The organism is Streptomyces angustmyceticus, assembly GCF_040701845.1.
Classification (GTDB): Bacteria; Actinomycetota; Actinomycetes; order Streptomycetales; family Streptomycetaceae; genus Streptomyces; species Streptomyces angustmyceticus_A.
Genome location: NZ_JBFBHQ010000004.1, coordinates 155,676 through 173,321, shown reverse-complemented (window position 1 = coordinate 173,321; position 17,646 = coordinate 155,676). Strand labels below are relative to the sequence as shown.

Below are 17,646 nucleotides of genomic sequence, written 5' to 3'. Positions count from 1 at the left end.
TGGCCATCCGGGTGAACCGGGCCCGCGCCGGGACCTCAGCCCTGGGGCGCCGCCGCCTCCCGGAGTGCGGCCAGCACCGGGCGCAGCAAGGGGTGTTCCTCGGCTCCGCGGCGTACGGCGGCGAAGACCCGGCGGGTGGGGGCGACATCGTCGACGGGGCGGACCGCCACGCCCGTGAGGTCCATGTCGCGCAGGGCGGAGCGGGGGACGAGGGCCACCCCGGCGGCGGCCGAGGCGAGGGCGACGACGGCTCTGAAGTCGTCGGAGGAGTGCTCCAGGTGGGGCTCGAAACCGGCGTATTCGCAGGCCAGGACCACCACGTCATGGCAGGGGTTACCGGGGTAGGGGCCGATCCAGGGGTCCTCGGCGAGGTCGGCCAGGGCCACCTGGGCCACGCCGGCGAGGCGGTGGCCGGGCGGCAGCACCGCGTCGAACGGCTCGGCGTAGAGCGGGACCCGGGTCAGCCGCGGGTCGTCGGCGCGGGGCGCGCCGCGGTATTCGACGGCGACCGCCACGTCGACCTGCCGGTCCAGGACCATCAGCAGACTGGCGTCGCCCTCGGCGTCCTGGACGCGCACCCGGATGCCGGGCGCGGTGCGGGTGAGCGCGGTGAGCGCGGGCGCGACGACCAGGCCGATGCCGGTGGCGAACGCCGCGACGGTGACCGTGCCGGCCTCGCCCGAGCCGTAGGCGGCGAGCTCGGACTCGGCACGCTCCAGCTGGGCGAGGACGGCGTTGGCATGGGCGAGCAGGATGTCGCCCGCGGCGGTCAGCCGTACGCCGCGGGCGCTGCGTTCCACCAGGCGGTGGCCGGTCTCCTGCTCCAGGGCGGCCAGCTGCTGGGAGACCGCCGAGGGCGTGAGGTAGAGCGCGGCGGCCGCGGCGGTGACCGTACGGTGGTCGGCCACCGCGCGGAGGATGTGCAGCCGTCGTGCTTCGATCATGCTTCCAGTTTCGCAGGGACGGTCCCGGGGACCGTGTCAGCCGGCGAGCGCGGCCCTCGCGTCGAGGAAGGCGTCGACCGCGCGGTTGACGTCCTCGGTGGAGTGCGCGGCGGACAGCTGTACCCGGATGCGCGCCTGGCCCTGCGGGACCACGGGGTAGGAGAAGCCGATGACGTACACCCCGCGCTCCAGGAGCAGCTCCGCCATCCGGGCCGCCTCGGCCGCGTCGCCGATCATGACGGGGGCGATGGCGTGGTCGCCGGGAAGGACGTCGAAGCCCTCCTCGGTCATCCGGGAGCGGAACAGCGCGGTGTTGGCGTGCAGCCGCTCGCGCAGGTCGCCGGCCGACTCCAGCAGGTCGAGCACCTTCAGCGAGGCGGCGGCGATCACCGGGGCGAGGGAGTTGGAGAAGAGGTACGGGCGCGAGCGCTGGCGCAGCAGCGCGACGATCTCGGCGCGGGCCGCGACATAGCCGCCGGAGGCACCGCCGAGGGCCTTGCCGAGGGTGCCGGTGATGATGTCGACGCGGTCCATCACCCCGTGGAGTTCGGGGGTGCCGCGGCCGCCGGGGCCGACGAAGCCGACCGCGTGCGAGTCGTCGACCATGACCATGGCGCCGTAGCGGTCGGCCAGGTCGCAGATCTCGTCCAGCGGCGCCACATAGCCGTCCATGGAGAACACGCCGTCGGTGACGACCAGCGTACGGCCGCTGCCGCCCGCGGTCGCCTCCTTCAGCTGGCGCTCCAGGTCGGCCATGTCGCGGTTGGCGTAGCGGAAGCGGCGGGCCTTGCACAGCCGGATGCCGTCGATGATGGAGGCGTGGTTCAGGGCGTCGGAGATGACCGCGTCGTCCGGGCCGAGCAGGGTCTCGAAGACGCCGCCGTTGGCGTCGAAGCAGGAGGAGTAGAGGATGGTGTCCTCCTGGCCGAGGAAGCCGGAGATCCGCTGCTCCAGCTCCTTGTGGACCTCCTGGGTGCCGCAGATGAAGCGGACCGAGGCCAGGCCGTAGCCCCAGCGGTCGAGCGCTTCGTGGGCGGCCGCGACGACCTCGGGGTGGTCGGCGAGGCCGAGGTAGTTGTTGGCGCAGAAGTTGAGGACCTCGCCGGGGTTGCCCCCCGCGGTGACCGCGACGGTGGCGGACTGCGGGGTGCCGATGACCCGCTCGGGCTTGTGCAGGCCGGCGGCGCGGATCTCGTCGAGGGTGCCGCGCAGTTCGTCGCGTACGGAGTCGAACATCAGGATTTTCTCCAGGAGTCGGGGTGGGGCTGACGGGTGGCCGTGGGGCGCGCCGCGCCGGGGCCGGCCGGGCCGGGGATTCAGGCGGACCAGTCGAGGATGATCTTGCCGCTGCGGCCGCTGGCGGCGTCGTCGAAAGCGGTGTCGAAGTCCTGGTACGGGTAGCGGCCGGTGATCACGGGGCCGAGGTCCAGGCCGCCCTCCAGCAGCACCGACATCGCGTACCAGGTCTCGAACATCTCCCGGCCGTAGATGCCCTTGACCGTGATCATGGAGGTGACGATCCGGGCCCAGTCGACGGGGAACTCCTCGGACGGCAGCCCGAGCATCGCGATCCGGCCACCGTGCGTCATGTTGGTGATCATGTCGCGCATCGCCTCGGGCCGGCCGGACATCTCCAGCCCGATGTCGAAGCCCTCGCGCAGGCCCAGTTCGCGCTGGCCGTCGGCGATGGTCGCCCCGGCGACGTTGAGCGCGAGGCTGACGCCGACCTTGCGGGCCAGGGCGAGGCGCTCCTCGCTGACGTCCGTGATCATGACGTTGCGGGCGCCGGCGTGCCGGGCGACGGCCGCGGCCATGATGCCGATCGGCCCCGCGCCGGTGATCAGCACGTCCTCGCCGACCAGCGGGAACGACAGCGCGGTGTGCACGGCGTTGCCGAACGGGTCGAAGACGGCGGCGATGTCGAGGTCGACGGGGACGCGGTGCACCCAGACGTTGGTGGCGGGCAGCGCCACGTACTCGGCGAACGCACCGGCCCGGCCGACGCCGAGGCCGACGGTGGCACGGCACAGATGGCGGCGCCCGGCCAGACAGTTGCGGCACTTGCCGCAGACCAGGTGCCCCTCCCCGCTGACCAGGTCACCGGCCTTGATGTCGGCCACGTCCCGGCCGGTCTCCACCACCTCGCCGACGAATTCGTGGCCGATGGTCATCGGGGTGTCCACGGCCTGCTGGGCCCAGCCGTCCCAGGCCCGGATGTGCAGGTCCGTGCCGCAGATGCCGGTGCGCAGCACCTTGATCAGGACATCGCCCGGACCGATGGCCGGCTCGGGTACGTCCATGAGCCACAGACCCGGCTCCGCCTTCTCCTTGACCAGTGCCTTCACCGCAACGGCTCCCGTACGTCAGTGTGCGCTGCCGGGGGCCCGTACCGGCCACCCGATCTTCGTCAGGAAATCTTCCCTACCCGGGCCGCGCGGTCCATCGAGGATTTCTTAAGCGCGGCCACAGCTGCCCTTTACGCCCCGTGGGGAAGGGGGCGCACGGCCCCGGTCACGGCCCCCCGCGTGAGGGCGGTCACGCACCCGCGCCGGGGCCGGCAGGCCGCCGGAAGCGCAGCTCGGCGGCGGCGCCGGCGGCCGGCGGGCACCGCCCGGTCCGGTCGCCCGAACGGGTGCCGGGCAGCGGCCGGCGGGCGCGGGAGTGTAAACGTTCGCCACCGCAAGCGTCGGAATTCATCACAGCTTGAGTGGCCGTGAGACCCGGATGCACGGGGCTACGTAGGACTGGGTGGCAGCAACACACGGGTGCTGACGCGACGCACCGCGGTCGCCCGTGTGCCTCGTTCCTGTGCGTCCCTGGAGGTCAGTGAATTGAGCCACCGACATGTGAACAAGCGGACCGGCGCCATCGCCGGCGCCGCGGCGGTCGCCATCGCGGCCGCAGCGATCCTGCTCCCCAACGCGAACGCGAGCACGGACCAGCCGGCGGCCCCGAAGACGCTCAGCGCCCACACGGCCACACAGCTGGCGGCGTCCCTGAAGGCGGACCTGGGGGACAAGACGGCGGGTTGGTACCTGGACAGCGCGAACGGCCACCTGGTCATGAACGTGCTGTCGGAGGACGACGCCAAGAGCGTCGCGGCCCAGGGTGCCGTCGCCAAGGTCGTGCACAACAGCATGACCGCGCTGAAGGCCGGTGCGCAGACCCTGCGCGACTCCGCCTCGGTGCCCGGCACGGCGTGGTCGATCGACCCGAAGACCAACAAGATCGTGGTGCTCGCCGACAGAACCGTCACCGGCGCAAAGATGGCTCAGCTCAACAAGGCCACCGATGGCATGGGCTCGGGCATGGTCACCGTCAAGCGGTCCCAGGGCGAGTTCAAGCGGTACGACGGCGAGAGCGCGAGCGGTGCGGCGGGGAGCGCGGCCGGTGGCGGCCAGGCGGCGGGCGGTGCCGGCGATGCCGGGGCGGCCGGCGGCGGCGCCGGAGCTGCGGGCGGCGGCGATGCCGGGGCCGCGGGTGGCGGCAACGCGGGAGCGGCGGGCGGCGGCGACGGCGGCCAGGCCGCGGGCGGTGCCGGCGGCGACGGTGGAGCCGGTGGCGGTGGCGGTCAGGCCGCGGGGCCGGTCGGCGGCAGCGCCATCTTCGGTGGCAACGCCCGCTGTTCGCTGGGCTTCAACGTCACGGTCAAGGGCGCACCGGCGTTCCTGACGGCGGGTCACTGCGGCAACGACTCCAAGACCTGGACGGCCGACCAGGGCGGCAGCCAGCCGCTGGGCACGGTGGCCGACTCCAAGTTCCCGAAGACCGACTTCGCACTGGTCAAGTACGACGACGCCGGCGCGAAGCCGGAGAGCGCGGTCGACGTCGGAAACGGCAGCACCAAGGAGATCACCAAGGCCGCGGAGGCCGCGGTCGGTATGAAGGTGCAGCGCTCGGGCAGCACCACCGGCCTCCACGACGGGACTGTCACAGGCCTCGACGCGACGGTGAACTACGGCAACGGCGACATCGTCAACGGCCTCATACAGACGGATGTCTGCGCCGAGCCCGGCGACAGCGGCGGCGCGATGTTCTCCGGCGACTCGGCGGTCGGTCTGACCTCCGGCGGCAGCGGCGACTGCACCGCCGGCGGCGAGACCTTCTTCCAGCCGGTCACCGACGCGCTGAAGGCCACGGGCGCGGAGATCGGCGCCGGAGGCGGCGCGGGCGGCGGTGACGCGGCCGCGGGCGGTGCCGGTGACGCCGGAGCCGGTGACGCCGGAGCCGGAGGCGCCGGAGCGGGCGACGCGGGTGCCGGGAGCGCCGGTGCCGGAGATGCCGGAGCGGGAGACTCCGGTGCCGGTGCCCAGGACCCCGGTACCGGTGCGGAAGACCCGGGTGCGGGTGCCCAGGACCCCGGTACGGGTGCCCAGGACCCGGGTGCCGGCGGCAGCAGCGACCCCGGAGCGGGCAGCGGTGATGGCCTGAACTGACCTCCCCGGCATCCCCGGATTCCCCAGGATCCCCCTGTGCCATCGGCCCCGCCCCCTTCCCCTTCCCCTGCGAAGGAGGGCGGGGCCGATGCATGGGGCATCGGGAAACCCCGTACGGCCTCCGGCACTTCGCCTCGCAGAGCGGGGCGGGACGGCAGAGCATCGGGGCCGGGCGGCGGCCGGGGACGGCACGAAGGCGGAGCCGGACGGGCCCTTGACCGGACCCGACGGACCCTCAGTAGGAAGTGACCGTGAAAAGGCCGCCATCGGGGTCACGGATGACGGCCTGACGGCCCTCGCCGTCCGGCGTCGGTGTCACGGGAGTGACGGTACCTCCGGCGGCCACCGCCGCGGCCGTGACCTTCTCGATCTCGCCGACCGGGAAATGGACGTGCCAGCGCGGCCGCACCCGCGGGTCGGGGGCGGACTCCACGGCACCGCCCCGCAGGGTGGCGACCGTGTGCGTCCCGTCCCGGACGAGGACCTGGTCGTGCTCGTAGGTCACATCGCAGCCGCCCGCCTCCCCGGAGGCCCAGCCGAAGACCTCCGCGTAGAAGATGGCGGCGGCGAAGGCGTCCCGGGTGCGCAGTTCCAGCAGGGCGGGCGCGGCACCCCGTCCGACCGACCACGCCAGGGTCTGGCCCTCCCAGAAGCCGAACGTGGCGCCGTCGGGGTCGGCGGCGAGGGCGGCACGCCCAGGGCCCAGCTTGAGCGGGCCGACGGCGACGGTCCCCCCGCGTTCGCGGATCTTGCCCGCGGTCTCGTCGGCGTTCTCCACCGCGAAGTACGAGGTCCAGGCCACGGCCACCTGAAAGCTCTGGGCCAGGGCGCCGATGCCGGCCACCGGCTGTCCTTCGGCCACCGCGACGGAGAACTCCTCGCCGAGGCTGGCCGGGCGGAAGCGCCAGCCCAGGACGGCGGAGTAGAACCCCTGCGCGGAATCCAGATCGCGGGCCATCAGGCTGACCCAGCAGGGAGCGCCACGTACGGGAGTGGCCGGGCCATGGGCCGACATGACATCTGCCTCCAGTTGCTCAGCGCCCCTTCCCACTCTGCCAGCGACGGGGCAGGGCCGCACCAAGGGCGCGTCCCTGTGGCACCAGCGCAGTTGTGCCGCTCTTGATCAGGCTCGATGCTGTAATTACGGAACCGGGCTGGGTTGATGCCATGAACGCATGGAGCGCGGCGGAGAACGCCGACTTCCGTGGTCCCCTCGACGTCACCAGGGCGGCCACAGCGGTCCTGGACGCCCAGGACCGGATCATCGGGTGGAGCCCGGCGGCCCAGCGGCTCCTCGGATACCGCGCGGAAGAGATCATCGGGCATCCGGTGGCGACGCTCGTGCCGGCCGGTCCCGCACAGGACCCGCACGTACCGGAGGCCTCGCCGAGCGGCAGCCGGGCGTACACGCTGCGGCACCGGGACGGCCGGATGCTGCGGATGGCCGTCACCACCTGCCCGCTCGTCGAGGTGTCCGAGGCCGCGGGTGTGCCGCCGGCCCGCGTCCTGGTGGCCGCCGAGCTGGCCGAGCACCGGATGTGGGAGTCCCGCCAGGCGATGTTGCGCGGGCTGGCCACCCAGTCCCCGGTGGGGTTGGGGATCTACGACACCGAGCTGCGGCTGACCTGGGCGAACAGCGCGTACACCCGGGAGGTCGGGCTGCCGGTGAACGAGTTCCTCGGCGCCCGGGCCGATGAGCTGTACCCGGACGGCGAGTTCATGACCGAGGGGTATCCGCGCACCCTCCACGCGGTGATGCACCAGGTGCTCACCACCGGTGAACCGATCCTCGATCTGCACTTCGTCGGCCAGAAGCCCGCCGAGCCGGGGCCCGATCATGTGTGGTCCTGCTCCTACTACCGGCTGCAGGACGCCCACGGCCAGGTGCTCGGGGTGTGCGAGGACGCCTTCGACATCAGCGGCCGCTACCAGGCACAGCGCCGGCTGAACCTGCTGGTGGAGGCGGGCGCCCGGATCGGCACCACGCTCGACATGACCGTCACCGCGCGGGAGGTCTCCGAGGTCGCGGTGCCGGATTTCGCTTCCCTGGTCATCGTCGACCTGGTGCGGTCCGTCCTGGACGGCGGAGAGCCGGAAACCGTCGACGGCGCCCTGCCGCGCCTGGTGCGGGTGGCCACCCGGTCCGCCGATCACACGGCGGACGGCCCGGTGCGCGGGCCGCACCGCGTCGACTACCCGCCCGGCTCGCTGCAGTACCGGAGCCTGTCCTCCGGCGGCATGGTGCGCGAGGAGGGCACCATGGTCGTCCCGCTGCGGGCCGGCGGCGCCCTGCTGGGGCTGGTCACGTTCCTGCGGCCCGGGCCCTCGGTCTTCGACAAGGAGGAGATCGAACTCGCCGACGAGCTGGTCATCCGGACGGCGGTGTGCCTGGACAACGCCCGCCGTTACACCCGGGAGCACACCGCCGCGCTGACCCTGCAGCGCCATCTGCTCCCGCAGCATCTGCCCAGCCAGTCCGCCGTCGACCTGGCCTACCGCTATCTGCCGAGCGACGACCGGGCCGGGGTCGGCGGCGACTGGTTCGATGTCATCGGCCTCTCGGGCACCCGGGTCGGCCTGGTCGTCGGGGACGTGGTCGGCCACGGCCTCCAGGCGGCGGCGACCATGGGGCGGCTGCGGACGACCGTCCGCGCCCTCGCCCGGCTGGACCTCTCCCCCGACGAGCTGCTGAGCCGGCTGGACGACCTGGTGGGCCAGACCGCCGAGGAGCAGGACGCCACGGTCGGCCCGGACGCCGGCCCGGACGATGTGGCCACCGGCGTGACCTGCCTCTACGCGGTCTACGACCCGGTGTCGCGGCGGTGCACCATGGCGCGGGCCGGGCATCTGCCGCCGGCCGTCGTCGACACGGAGCGCGGCCTGTACTTCCCGGACCTGCCGGCCGGTCCGCCGCTGGGCCTGGGGGGCCTGCCCTTCGAGTCCCTGGAGATCGAGCTGCCGGTCGGCAGCCTGCTCGCACTGTTCACGAACGGGCTGGTCGAGGGCCCCGACCGGGACGTCGACGACGGGCTGGCCATCCTGGGCCGGGTGCTGAGCGACCACCGCAGGCCGCTGGACGAACTGTGCATCCACACGCTCGCGGAGCTGCTGCCGGACGGTCCCGCCGTCGACGACTCGGCCCTGCTGCTGGTGCGCACCCGTGAGCTCGATGCCCGGCAGGTGGCGGCCTGGGAGCTGCCCGCCGAGCCGGCCGCGGCGGGCCGGGCCCGTGAGCTGGCCACCGGACAGCTGCGGGAGTGGGGCCTGGAGGAACTGTCCTATGTGACGGAACTCGTGGTCAGCGAGCTGGTCACCAACGCCGTACGGCATGCGGCGGGGCCGCTGCACCTGCGGCTGCTGCGCGACCGGACCCTGCTGACCGAGGTGTCGGACACCGGTCACACCTCGCCCCATCTGCGGCACAGCGCCAGCGACGACGAGGGCGGGCGGGGGCTTTTCATCGTCGCGCAGCTGGTGCAGCGCTGGGGCACCCGTTACACGCCGTACGGCAAGACGATCTGGACGGAACAGAGCTTCCCGCCGCACTATCCCGGGGCCCCGCGCCCGACCGGCTGACCGGTTCGGGAGATCGGGAACCCCTTGGTCCGGCGCATGGCGTGCGGCTGGTCACAGGCGGTCCCATCATGGATATCAAGCGAGGTCCCGGCGACTCGGCGGGCGCGGACAGAGGAGGACCTGTGACGACCAATGGCAGCGACAAGTCGGCCGAGCAGCAGCCGTTCGAGCTGTACACCGGTAGCGAGCGGCCCTACGACCCGGAGGACCTGGTGAAGGCGTCCGGGCGGGAACCCACGCCCGCCACCCTGGAATGGGCCAGGCGTCTGATGGCCGAGGAGGGGCCCGGCGCCATCGAGCGGTACCTGCCGTAACGGCCGCCCACGGCCGCGCGAGCGGGCCGCCGCACCGAGCGGCCCGTACCGCGGCAGTGACGCGCGCCCCCGCGATCGCCCCCGGGGAGAGCTTCCGGCGCGTCCGTATCCGGAGTGGGCCGCCTGCGCGCCCGCGCCGTGGAAGGCTTCCCGATCCGGGGTGGGCTTCCCGGAAACCCGCGCCGTAGAGGGTTCTTCCCGCACGACCGGAGGCGCGGAAGGCCACCCGGCGCGCCGGCACCGCGGTACGCGGCCATGACCTCGGGCCCCGGCCGCCACCGGCACACCCACTCCCGTAGCAACCGGCCGTCGGCCACGCGGCGTTGAGCCGCGCCCCTGCCCGCGCCCCTCCGCCACCGCGCATCCCGGTAAACCGCTTGCCGCGGCCCGTCGCGCCCGGAAAGATCCCCTCGACCGCGGCCCGTGCCGCCAGGTCGGCACCTCGGCACGCACCCAGCGTTCGGGAGCCCGCCCCCACCTCGTCGCGGAAGGAACCCCTCATGACCACCGAACGCCCCTCCCCGCCCGTACGCGCGGACGAGCGCGAGACCCTGCGGTCCTTCCTGGACTTCCACCGGGCCACGCTCGTCATGAAGACCGAGGGCCTCTCCGACGAGGACCTCAGGCGCCGGGCGAGCCCGCCGTCCACGCTCTCCCTGCTCGGCCTGGTGCGGCACATGGCGGAGGTGGAGCGCACCTGGTTCCGCCGGGTGATCAACGGCGAGGACATCGGGCTCGTCTGGTCGGCCGACGGCGACTTCCAGGTGGCGTACGACGCGACCACGGCCACCCGTGCGGAGGCGTTCGACGCCTGGCGGACCGAGGTGGCACACGCCCGTCGCATCGAGAGGGCGGCGCCATCGCTGGAGGTCACGGGCTACCAGCCCCGTTGGGGCGAACATGTCTCGCTGCGCCTGGTGATGCTGCACCTGATCCACGAGTACGCCCGCCACAACGGCCATGCGGACTTCCTCCGGGAGGCCATCGACGGCACGGTCGGCGCCTGAGGGACGCCCACGGGCCGCCGATGACACTCCCTGACACCGCCCGCGGCGGCGGCAGATCCGGCCGGCGCCGGGGCCGGCGCCGCCGGGGAGTCTCCCTAGCCGAGCTCCAGGCTGGTGACCGCGAAGGTCCGCTCCTGTTCCGCCGGCGGGACCGGGCCGGTGTACATCCGGATGGTGTGCGAGCGCCGGGCCAGCCCGCGGGCCTCGGCCAGGGTGTGCGCGGGGTGCCGCGGCCCCGGGATGTCGAGGAAGACCTCGTCGTCCGGATCGGCGGACGCGACGAGGGCGTCGAAGAGGGCCTCGGCCGCTTCCGTGGTGTCGGCGAAGAGCGGCCCGATGCGGCGGCCGCTGCTGGCCGGGCGGAGCACGCCGTACCCGGTGAGGGTGCCGTCGCGCACGAAGGCGAGCGCGGTGTGGCCGGGGGCCGTCAGCCAGCGGGTGACGAAGGCGCGGCGGTCGGCGGGGAAGCAGCGCCGGTCGTAGTCGGCGACCGCGTCGAGGTGGGCCGCGGTGACCGGGACGACCTCGGCCGGCGGCGGGGTGCCGGGGCGAAGGGGGCGTCCGCCGTAGCGGACGGTGTCGTGGGCGGGCGCGAATCCGGCGCGCCGGTAGGTCGCTTCCTGGGCCGGGACGGCGTCGAGGCCCACGGTCCGGACGCCGGCGTGCGGGAAGGCGGCGCGCCAGGTGGCGAGTCCGAGGCCCTGGCCGCGGTGGGCGGGGTGGACGAGGTAGTAGCCGAGGAACGCATAGGCGTCCGAGTAGTTGACGATCGAGACCGCGGAGACGAGGTGTCCGCCGCGGCGGCCGAGGAAGAAGCCTCCGGGGTCGGTGGGGTGGAAGCAGGCCGTGTCGCCGAGGCCGGGGTTCCACTCCTCGTCGGCGGCCCACTGGGCGACGTGCTGCCACTCCTCCGACGTGGCGGTGGTGACGGCGAGTTCGCCGGTGGCGGGCCGGTGGTCGGGGGCGTTGCCGATGGGGGGCATGCCGGAGGTACGTCCCTTCTGGTGGGGGCAGGGGGCGGGCGAGCGGAGGCGGTGCGGGCCGGTGACGGGGGTACGGGGCGGGCACCGGCCGGCCCGTACCCCCGTCACCGTTCCGCGCTCCGCGCTCCGCGAGGTGTGCGCTAGATCAGGTCCATCGCGGCGACCTCGTCGGGACGGCCATAGCTGACCGGCCCCTGGAAGCGCCGCCGGGCGGTGGCGAACCACCAGACGGTGGCGATGACCAGTACCACCGCCAGCGCGATGGGCGCGTAGTTGAACGAGGCGGGGGTGATGGGGGACGCCTGGGGCAGCATGAACAGCACGTTGCTGATCAGGATCCAGGCCACGGCGATCGCCGCTACGGGCTTGCCGTAGCGGCCGAGGTTCCACGGTCCGGCCTGGAAGTCGTCGAGCCGCAGCCGCAGGAAGATGGGCACGGCGTAGGCGAGGAACAGTCCGACGACATTGACGCTCACCACGGCCGTGAAGGCGGTGTGGGACCACCAGCCGGGCAGCACCAGCACCAGGGGGCAGGCCGCGGCGAGCCAGACGGCCTTGACGGGGGTCCGGGTGCGCGCGGACACCGAATGCCACCATTGGGAACCGGGCATCGCACCGTCACGGGAGAAGGCGAAGATCTGCCGGGTATTGCTGGTCATGTTGGCGAGACCGCAGAAGAGCATCGCGCCGATAACGATCAACAGCAGGAACTTCGCGGTGCTTTGACCGAGTGCGTCGACGAGAATCTGCACCGGCGGCGCCTCGGCGCTCGCGGCGTGGCCGTAGTCGCGGATCGCGTACACCAGCGCCAGCATGAGGATCAGCCCGGTGATCGCGGAGCAAGTGATCGCCCGCATGATGCCGCGGGGGGCATTGACGGTGGCCTTCACCGTTTCTTCAGACATGTGGAAACTGCCGTCGAAGCCCGTGAAGGTCCAACTGGTGACGAGGAGTCCCAGCATTCCACCGTAAATCGCGTGGGTGAAGCCGGTGTTGTTGACGAAGTGCAGTGCGAACGACGGCGGTTGGTGATGGTCGGGGACCAGGGCCAGCGCGCCGACGATCACCACCATGCCGATCAGCAGCCACCACACGGAAATACGGTTCACCACGGCGACCAGCCGCACCGTGTACGTGTTGGCCAGCGCCTGGACGAGAAGAATGGCCGCGGTGATCCCGACCGTCTGCTGCGCCGTCGGCTCGTAGGACGGCCACTGCATGGCGATGAACGCCTGGATGAAGGTGGCGGCGGCGAAGTTGGTGGCGGCGGTCCCGCCGACCTGGCCCACGAAGTTCAGCCAGCCCGTGTACCAGGACCAGGCGCCCTGATGCCGCTTGGCCAGCTTGCCGGCCGAGAAGTAGAGCGCGCCGCTGGTCGGGTAGGCGGAGGCGATCTCGCCCATCGCGGCGCCGACGAACAGCACCATGACCGACACGCCGACCCAGCCGAAGACCAGGACCCGCGGGCCGCCGGCGTTCATGCCGAAGCCGAAGGAGGAGAAGATCCCGGAGATGATGTTGATGATGGTGAAGGAAATGGCGAAATTGTCGAACGCGCGGAATCTGCGGGTGAGTTTCCGCGGATAGCCCATGGCATGGAGCGTGGCGTCGTCGTCGAGTGTTCCGGGATCTGCCGGGTGGGGGATTTTCGAGCGAGCTGGGGACGTACGCTCGGACACAACCGCAACCTTTCTGGGGGGAAACCGGGGGAAGAATGGATCGGGTCGAGCTGATCGAACGGGTGGCGCAGAACGAGGGGACCTTTACGGTGGCGAATACGACGCGACGCAGCCCCCTCCGGAATCGGACGCCCTCTTGAATTCAGCCGGCATAAGGAACGGGGAGTCCGCAGGAACGTCTCGCTCTGGTCAATTGCTCCTCGGGATCACCGAATGCGCTCCAGGGCATGCGCGAGGCATACGGCCCCATGGCCGTGAAGACCTCCCGCGCCTCGAATTCGCGTTTCGCCATGAACAGCGCATGGGCGAGATACGCCAGATCCAGCACCGGCGTGAAGCGGTAACCGGCCACCTGCGGGAGCCAGTTCCGGTAAATGCCCATCGCGGTGGTGACCCACTGGGGCTGCTCCCAGGTGTGGTCGGCGAGCAGCTTCGCCGGGTTGTAGTCCTCGACGAGGGCCACCAGCGGCAGCAGTCGCAGGGGCGAGGCGGCGGGGGCCCGCTGGCTCAGGAACGCCGCAACGTCCCAGCTCGCGCTGGACGAACCGCCGTAGCGGGTGAAGAAGAAGGACAGGAAGCGGTGGTGCGCCTCGCGGTGCCAGGGGTCCAGCCGGAGGATGTGGGCGAAGAGGTACCAGGGACCGGCCGGCGCGGTCAGCAGCCCCTGCGGCGCCGGGTCCTGGGGGCGGTCCAGGCGCGTGAGCGCCAGTTGCGCCACCCAGGGCGTGGGATCCCCGGGGAGCAGCTTCGCGGCCCGCTCGCACGCCGACCGCGCTATCCGCGCCAGGGCGCCCTGGCGCCGGTCACCGGCATCGGCCATGCGCAGGGCCCGGAGCATCGCCACCCGGGCCCACAGCAGCGCCGCCTCCGGCCCCGGCTCCTCGTCCAGCCATCGCTCGGCCAGGTCCGAGTCGGCCGCCACGGACGCCAGCACCAGCGACCGGTGGGCGCGCACCTCGAAATCCTCCCGGGCCTCCCGCAGAACTTCGTGCGCGCTCAGATACCGTCCGGTCCGTACGTCCATACACGCGCGCGCCAGCGCCCGGTCATCGGCAGCCGGACTCCACACGTACTGCCCCTCGAATGAGCCGGCCGCCATGGTCCCCTCCCGGTCACGAAGGCGTCATCCCCCACACCACATTCCAGCCGAGCCGAATTCAGCCGGGCCCCTGCCACCGGTCAAGTGACAGCGGGCACACCCTACTCACCCTCAACTCATTGCGAAAACAAGTCGCCTGGAATATCTGGTTCCGCACCTTTTAGTCTCGATGAAATTGAAAAGGAAACAACTTCTCGCGCACACCCTCCCGCACCTCTCCACATTGCGATCCCGTTCCACGCCGCGCATTTATTTGGCATATTCACCCGTCCACGGGTCCTTCACAACCGGACATCGTTGCCGACTACCCCTCCGTATCCATCGTTTCCATGGAGGGAGGGCGATCCGACCCCCGAGCCCGCCGCACCTGGCGCGCCCCGGGCCGGGAAAGACAGGAATCCCACGTCACCCCGCCCTCCGGACCGGGCCCGCCCCCCAACCGCTCGCCGCTTTCGGCCAGTTCAGGACGCTTTCCGGCCATGCCGTTCGTGGACGACACCGAGGGCCGCGCGACGATCCGGACGGGTGCGCTCACCGACCCGGGGCGCCCCGAAGAGCCGTGACCCGCACCGCGGGGCCCGCGCCGTCACCGCCGCCCTCGCCGCCGGGCCCTGACAAGGCACCGGGCGCACCGCGAACCGACAACTTTCAAGGAATTCCTGACGCGCTTGCGAAACGGAACAGCGGGCAGTCGGAGGCAACGGGCCGGTGCACCGCCCGAGTAGGAACCGCACAATCACGAAGTCGGCTCAAGAGCAACCGAATTAGCGGACGCTACTTTCCGGAACCACGCGATCACATGTAGCGTTCGACTGGAACCGGAGGCCGTGACTTCACACCACGTCATGGCTGGGTACGGGCACGGGCGCGCGCGTTCCTGCGGCACGAGCGGAGCGATCGCCCCCGATGGGCGCACCTGCACCACAAGTGTCTGGCCGCCGCCCCGTCCCACCACCGGACCGCCCCGCGATCGCTGCACAGCACCACAGCACCTTTGAACGTCGAGCACCGCCATGTCTGTCCGTACACGCCTGCTTTGCAAGAGGAATGGGCCCAGATCATGTTTATGAACCCCTCGACGACCCCGCTTGCGTTGCGTCCGGACGCCGACTGCGTCCGGCCGCTCATCGCCGGGTCCGACGACGGGCCACCCCTGGCGGTCGACCGGCTACCCGACGGAAAGTGGCAATTGACCCTGCACGACCTGGAACCCGTATCGGTGCACCGGCTGCCGTCCGACGAGGTCCACATCATCCTGGCGCCGCCGGGCGAGGAGCCGTCCCCGCCCGGCGAGCCACCGGCCGGCCAGACCCGGCCGGAGCCGATCCGTATCGACACCGCGGCCCGGACGGTCTTCATCGCCGGGCGCCAACGCGACCTGCCGCGGCTGGAGTTCGATCTGCTCGCCCACCTCGTGCTGCACCCCCGGCGCGCCTTCACCCGCGAACAGCTGATGGCCGCGGTCTGGCCCAGCTGCCAGTCGAGCACCCGCACGGTCGACGTCCACATCGCCCGGCTGCGCCGGCGCCTGGGGCCCGGCCTGCGCGACACCATCAGCACGGTCTTCGGCATCGGCTACAAGTACCTGCCGGCCGCACCGGGCGACGGCCGCGGCTGAGGCGCCGCCGCCGTCCCTGCACGACCGCGGGGGACGTACGCCAGGGGCCGGTCGCCGGCGGTTGCCGGCCACCGGCCCCGGCCGTGCTCCTGCGGACCGGCCCCGGCCGTCCGCAGGTCCGGCGGGCGGGCACCGCGGCGTCCGGGCCCGGACGCCTCAGGCCCCGGCGGCCGGAGTGTTCAGGTGCGCGGGGGTGCCGGCCGCGGGCACCTTGCGCACGAAGGCGCGGCGCAGGGCGTGGTAGGGCTCGTCCGGGTCGAAGAAGATGCGGTGCATACGGGCCAGTTCCTGCTCCCGGTAGGCGGCGAGCGGCCGCTGTGCCTCGTCTCGCTCCCGTGCGGCCTTCTTCGTGGCGATTCGGGCCTGGGTCGCCGGTGCCGACGCCAGCCGGAGCGCGAGGTGGGCGGTCCGTGCGGCGAAGTCCTGCGCGGTGCAGTCGATGATCCGGTCGACCAGGCCGAGCCGCGCTCCGGCCGCCGCGGTCATCGGCAGGGCACGGGCCATCAGCTGCCCGGCCACCTCGTGGCCCGCCCGGCGGGGCAGCGTATAGGTCCAGTACTCCGAGCCGTAGAGCCCCATCAGCCGGTAGTGGGGGTTGAGCACCACGGCCGAGCGGCACCACACCTCGTCGGCGGCGAGGGCCAGCATCGCCCCGCCCGCCGCCGCGTTGCCGCCGAGGGCGGCGACCACGAGCCGGTCGGTGGTGGTCAGGACGGCGTGCACCAGGTCGTCCATGGCCTGGATGTTGGCCCAGGACTCCTCCGCGGGGTCGGCAGCGGCCTCGATGACATGGAGGTGGATGCCGTTGGAGAAGAAGTCCCGGCGGCCGCCGAGCACCAGCACGGAGGTCGGGCGGGAGCAGGCGTGGCGGTAGGCGGCGAGCAGGCGCCGGCAGTGGTCGGTGCTCATCGCGCCGCCGGGGAAGGAGAACTCCAGGAAGCCGGCCGGGCCGTCCTCGCGGTAGCGGATGTCGCTCCAGGTACGGCGGGGGCCGTCGCCGGCGTCGAGCGGGGCGGGCACCTCCGGGAGCCGCGGGAGACGCTCGCCGAGCGCCGTCGCGGCGGGCAGTTTGGGGGCGGCGGGCTCCCCCGGCCCGCGGGGCGCCCGCAGTTCCGGGATCCACACCGCGCCGTCGGCCGTCGCCCGGCAGATCGCGCCGCACCGGGTGGCGAGCAGCTCACCGGGCCGGCCCGTCAGGGTGTCCTCGGGGTGGCCACCGTGCAAGTACCAGGTGTCGCCGAGGAGTTCATCGCGTACGCCGGGCCGGGAGTCGGCGGCGCGCAGCTTGCGCACCACGGTGTCGGTGGGGTCGGTACTCCAGTCGATCCGACGCAGGTCCTGGCGGAAGGGCGGCCGGGGGCGGCCGAGTCGCGCGGCGTCGGGCAGGGCGTCCTGCGGCTGCGGCCGGTGGGTGCCGGACGCCACACGGGCGACGGCCGAGAGCACCGCCTCGATCGCGCCGTCGGCGATCTCGTTGCGGTACAGGTCGCTCTTGCCCACGCCGGGGACGGGGAAGTCGGTGGCGGCCCAGATGTCGCCGGCGTCCATCTCGTCGTTGGCCTGGAGGACCGTGACGCCCCACCGGTCGGCACCCAGGTGCACCGCCCAGTCCACCGACGAGGGGCCACGGTCGCCGACGGGCCCGGGGTGCACGATCAGGCAGGGGAAGGCCGACCACACCTCGCGGGGCACGGCCGTCGTGAGCATCGGCGCCACGATCAGGTCCGGGTCGTGGCGGCGCACCACGTCGAGGAGCGGTGTGCTCCGCGTCACGAGTTCCACGCCCAGGTGGTGCCCCCGCTCGCCGAGTTCCGCGTGGACGCGCTGCGTCAGGCTGTTGAACGCGCCGGCGATGAGCAGAATGCGCACAGCGGACTCCCCTGGGGCTGGAACCGGTCAGCGGATGATCGGTCGTGATCGTTCCCCACGGACGGCCGTCCGGCGCCGGAGCCGCGCCCGGGGTCACCCGATCGACGGCCGCCGGGCGGCC

At 72.5% G+C, this 17,646-nt stretch carries 13 protein-coding genes; 5 read left to right on the top strand and 8 right to left on the bottom strand.

All coding sequences use genetic code 11. From position 1 onward, the window contains the following. Window positions 1-35: 35 nt before the first annotated feature. The 3 genes from AB0411_RS11665 to tdh all read right to left on the bottom strand — a co-directional run bounded on the left by AB0411_RS11665 (window position 36) and on the right by tdh (window position 3,289). Window positions 36-944, bottom strand: a complete 909-nt coding sequence (locus tag AB0411_RS11665; RefSeq protein WP_366417079.1) for a LysR family transcriptional regulator — start codon at window positions 942-944, stop codon at window positions 36-38. Between the two features lie 36 nt (window positions 945-980). After that, window positions 981-2,180, bottom strand: a complete 1,200-nt coding sequence (locus AB0411_RS11660) for a glycine C-acetyltransferase (protein ID WP_366417078.1) — start codon at window positions 2,178-2,180, stop codon at window positions 981-983. Window positions 2,181-2,260: 80 nt separating this feature from the next. After that, on the bottom strand, window positions 2,261-3,289 hold the full coding sequence (gene tdh, locus AB0411_RS11655) for an L-threonine 3-dehydrogenase (RefSeq protein ID WP_366417077.1): 1,029 nt from the start codon (window positions 3,287-3,289) through the stop codon (window positions 2,261-2,263). A gap of 501 nt (window positions 3,290-3,790) precedes the next feature. Here tdh and AB0411_RS11650 point away from each other — a divergent pair. After that, window positions 3,791-5,380 (top strand): S1 family peptidase, encoded by a 1,590-nt coding sequence (locus tag AB0411_RS11650; protein ID WP_366417076.1) that lies wholly within the window; start codon window positions 3,791-3,793, stop codon window positions 5,378-5,380. 235 nt (window positions 5,381-5,615) lie between these two features. Here AB0411_RS11650 and AB0411_RS11645 read toward each other — a convergent pair whose 3' ends face one another. Then, window positions 5,616-6,395 carry a VOC family protein gene (locus AB0411_RS11645; protein WP_366417074.1) on the bottom strand — a complete coding sequence of 260 codons (780 nt, stop codon included), beginning with the start codon at window positions 6,393-6,395 and terminating at the stop codon, window positions 5,616-5,618. 152 nt (window positions 6,396-6,547) lie between these two features. Between AB0411_RS11645 and AB0411_RS11640 the strand changes: the two genes are divergently transcribed. The 3 genes from AB0411_RS11640 to AB0411_RS11630 all read left to right on the top strand — a co-directional run bounded on the left by AB0411_RS11640 (window position 6,548) and on the right by AB0411_RS11630 (window position 10,277). Beyond that, window positions 6,548-8,956: a SpoIIE family protein phosphatase gene (locus AB0411_RS11640; RefSeq protein WP_366417072.1), complete on the top strand. Its 2,409-nt coding sequence runs from the start codon at window positions 6,548-6,550 to the stop codon at window positions 8,954-8,956. Between the two features lie 122 nt (window positions 8,957-9,078). After that, window positions 9,079-9,270: a hypothetical protein gene (locus AB0411_RS11635; RefSeq protein WP_152104511.1), complete on the top strand. Its 192-nt coding sequence runs from the start codon at window positions 9,079-9,081 to the stop codon at window positions 9,268-9,270. Between the two features lie 500 nt (window positions 9,271-9,770). Continuing rightward, window positions 9,771-10,277 carry a DinB family protein gene (locus AB0411_RS11630; RefSeq protein ID WP_366417071.1) on the top strand — a complete coding sequence of 169 codons (507 nt, stop codon included), beginning with the start codon at window positions 9,771-9,773 and terminating at the stop codon, window positions 10,275-10,277. A 95-nt stretch (window positions 10,278-10,372) separates the two neighbouring features. On the opposite strand, the gene AB0411_RS11625 is transcribed toward AB0411_RS11630, so the two are convergent. The 3 genes from AB0411_RS11625 to AB0411_RS11615 form a co-directional block, all read right to left on the bottom strand. Continuing rightward, window positions 10,373-11,260 (bottom strand): GNAT family N-acetyltransferase, encoded by an 888-nt coding sequence (locus AB0411_RS11625; protein WP_366417070.1) that lies wholly within the window; start codon window positions 11,258-11,260, stop codon window positions 10,373-10,375. 140 nt (window positions 11,261-11,400) lie between these two features. Beyond that, window positions 11,401-12,852 carry an amino acid permease gene (locus AB0411_RS11620; protein WP_366417069.1) on the bottom strand — a complete coding sequence of 484 codons (1,452 nt, stop codon included), beginning with the start codon at window positions 12,850-12,852 and terminating at the stop codon, window positions 11,401-11,403. 229 nt (window positions 12,853-13,081) lie between these two features. After that, window positions 13,082-14,038: a hypothetical protein gene (locus AB0411_RS11615; RefSeq protein ID WP_366417068.1), complete on the bottom strand. Its 957-nt coding sequence runs from the start codon at window positions 14,036-14,038 to the stop codon at window positions 13,082-13,084. 1,066 nt (window positions 14,039-15,104) lie between these two features. Here AB0411_RS11615 and AB0411_RS11610 point away from each other — a divergent pair. Next, window positions 15,105-15,656: a winged helix-turn-helix domain-containing protein gene (locus tag AB0411_RS11610; protein WP_366417067.1), complete on the top strand. Its 552-nt coding sequence runs from the start codon at window positions 15,105-15,107 to the stop codon at window positions 15,654-15,656. Window positions 15,657-15,812: 156 nt separating this feature from the next. On the opposite strand, the gene AB0411_RS11605 is transcribed toward AB0411_RS11610, so the two are convergent. Further along, on the bottom strand, window positions 15,813-17,525 hold the full coding sequence (locus tag AB0411_RS11605) for a hydrogenase maturation protein (RefSeq protein WP_366417066.1): 1,713 nt from the start codon (window positions 17,523-17,525) through the stop codon (window positions 15,813-15,815). Window positions 17,526-17,646 lie beyond the last annotated feature (121 nt).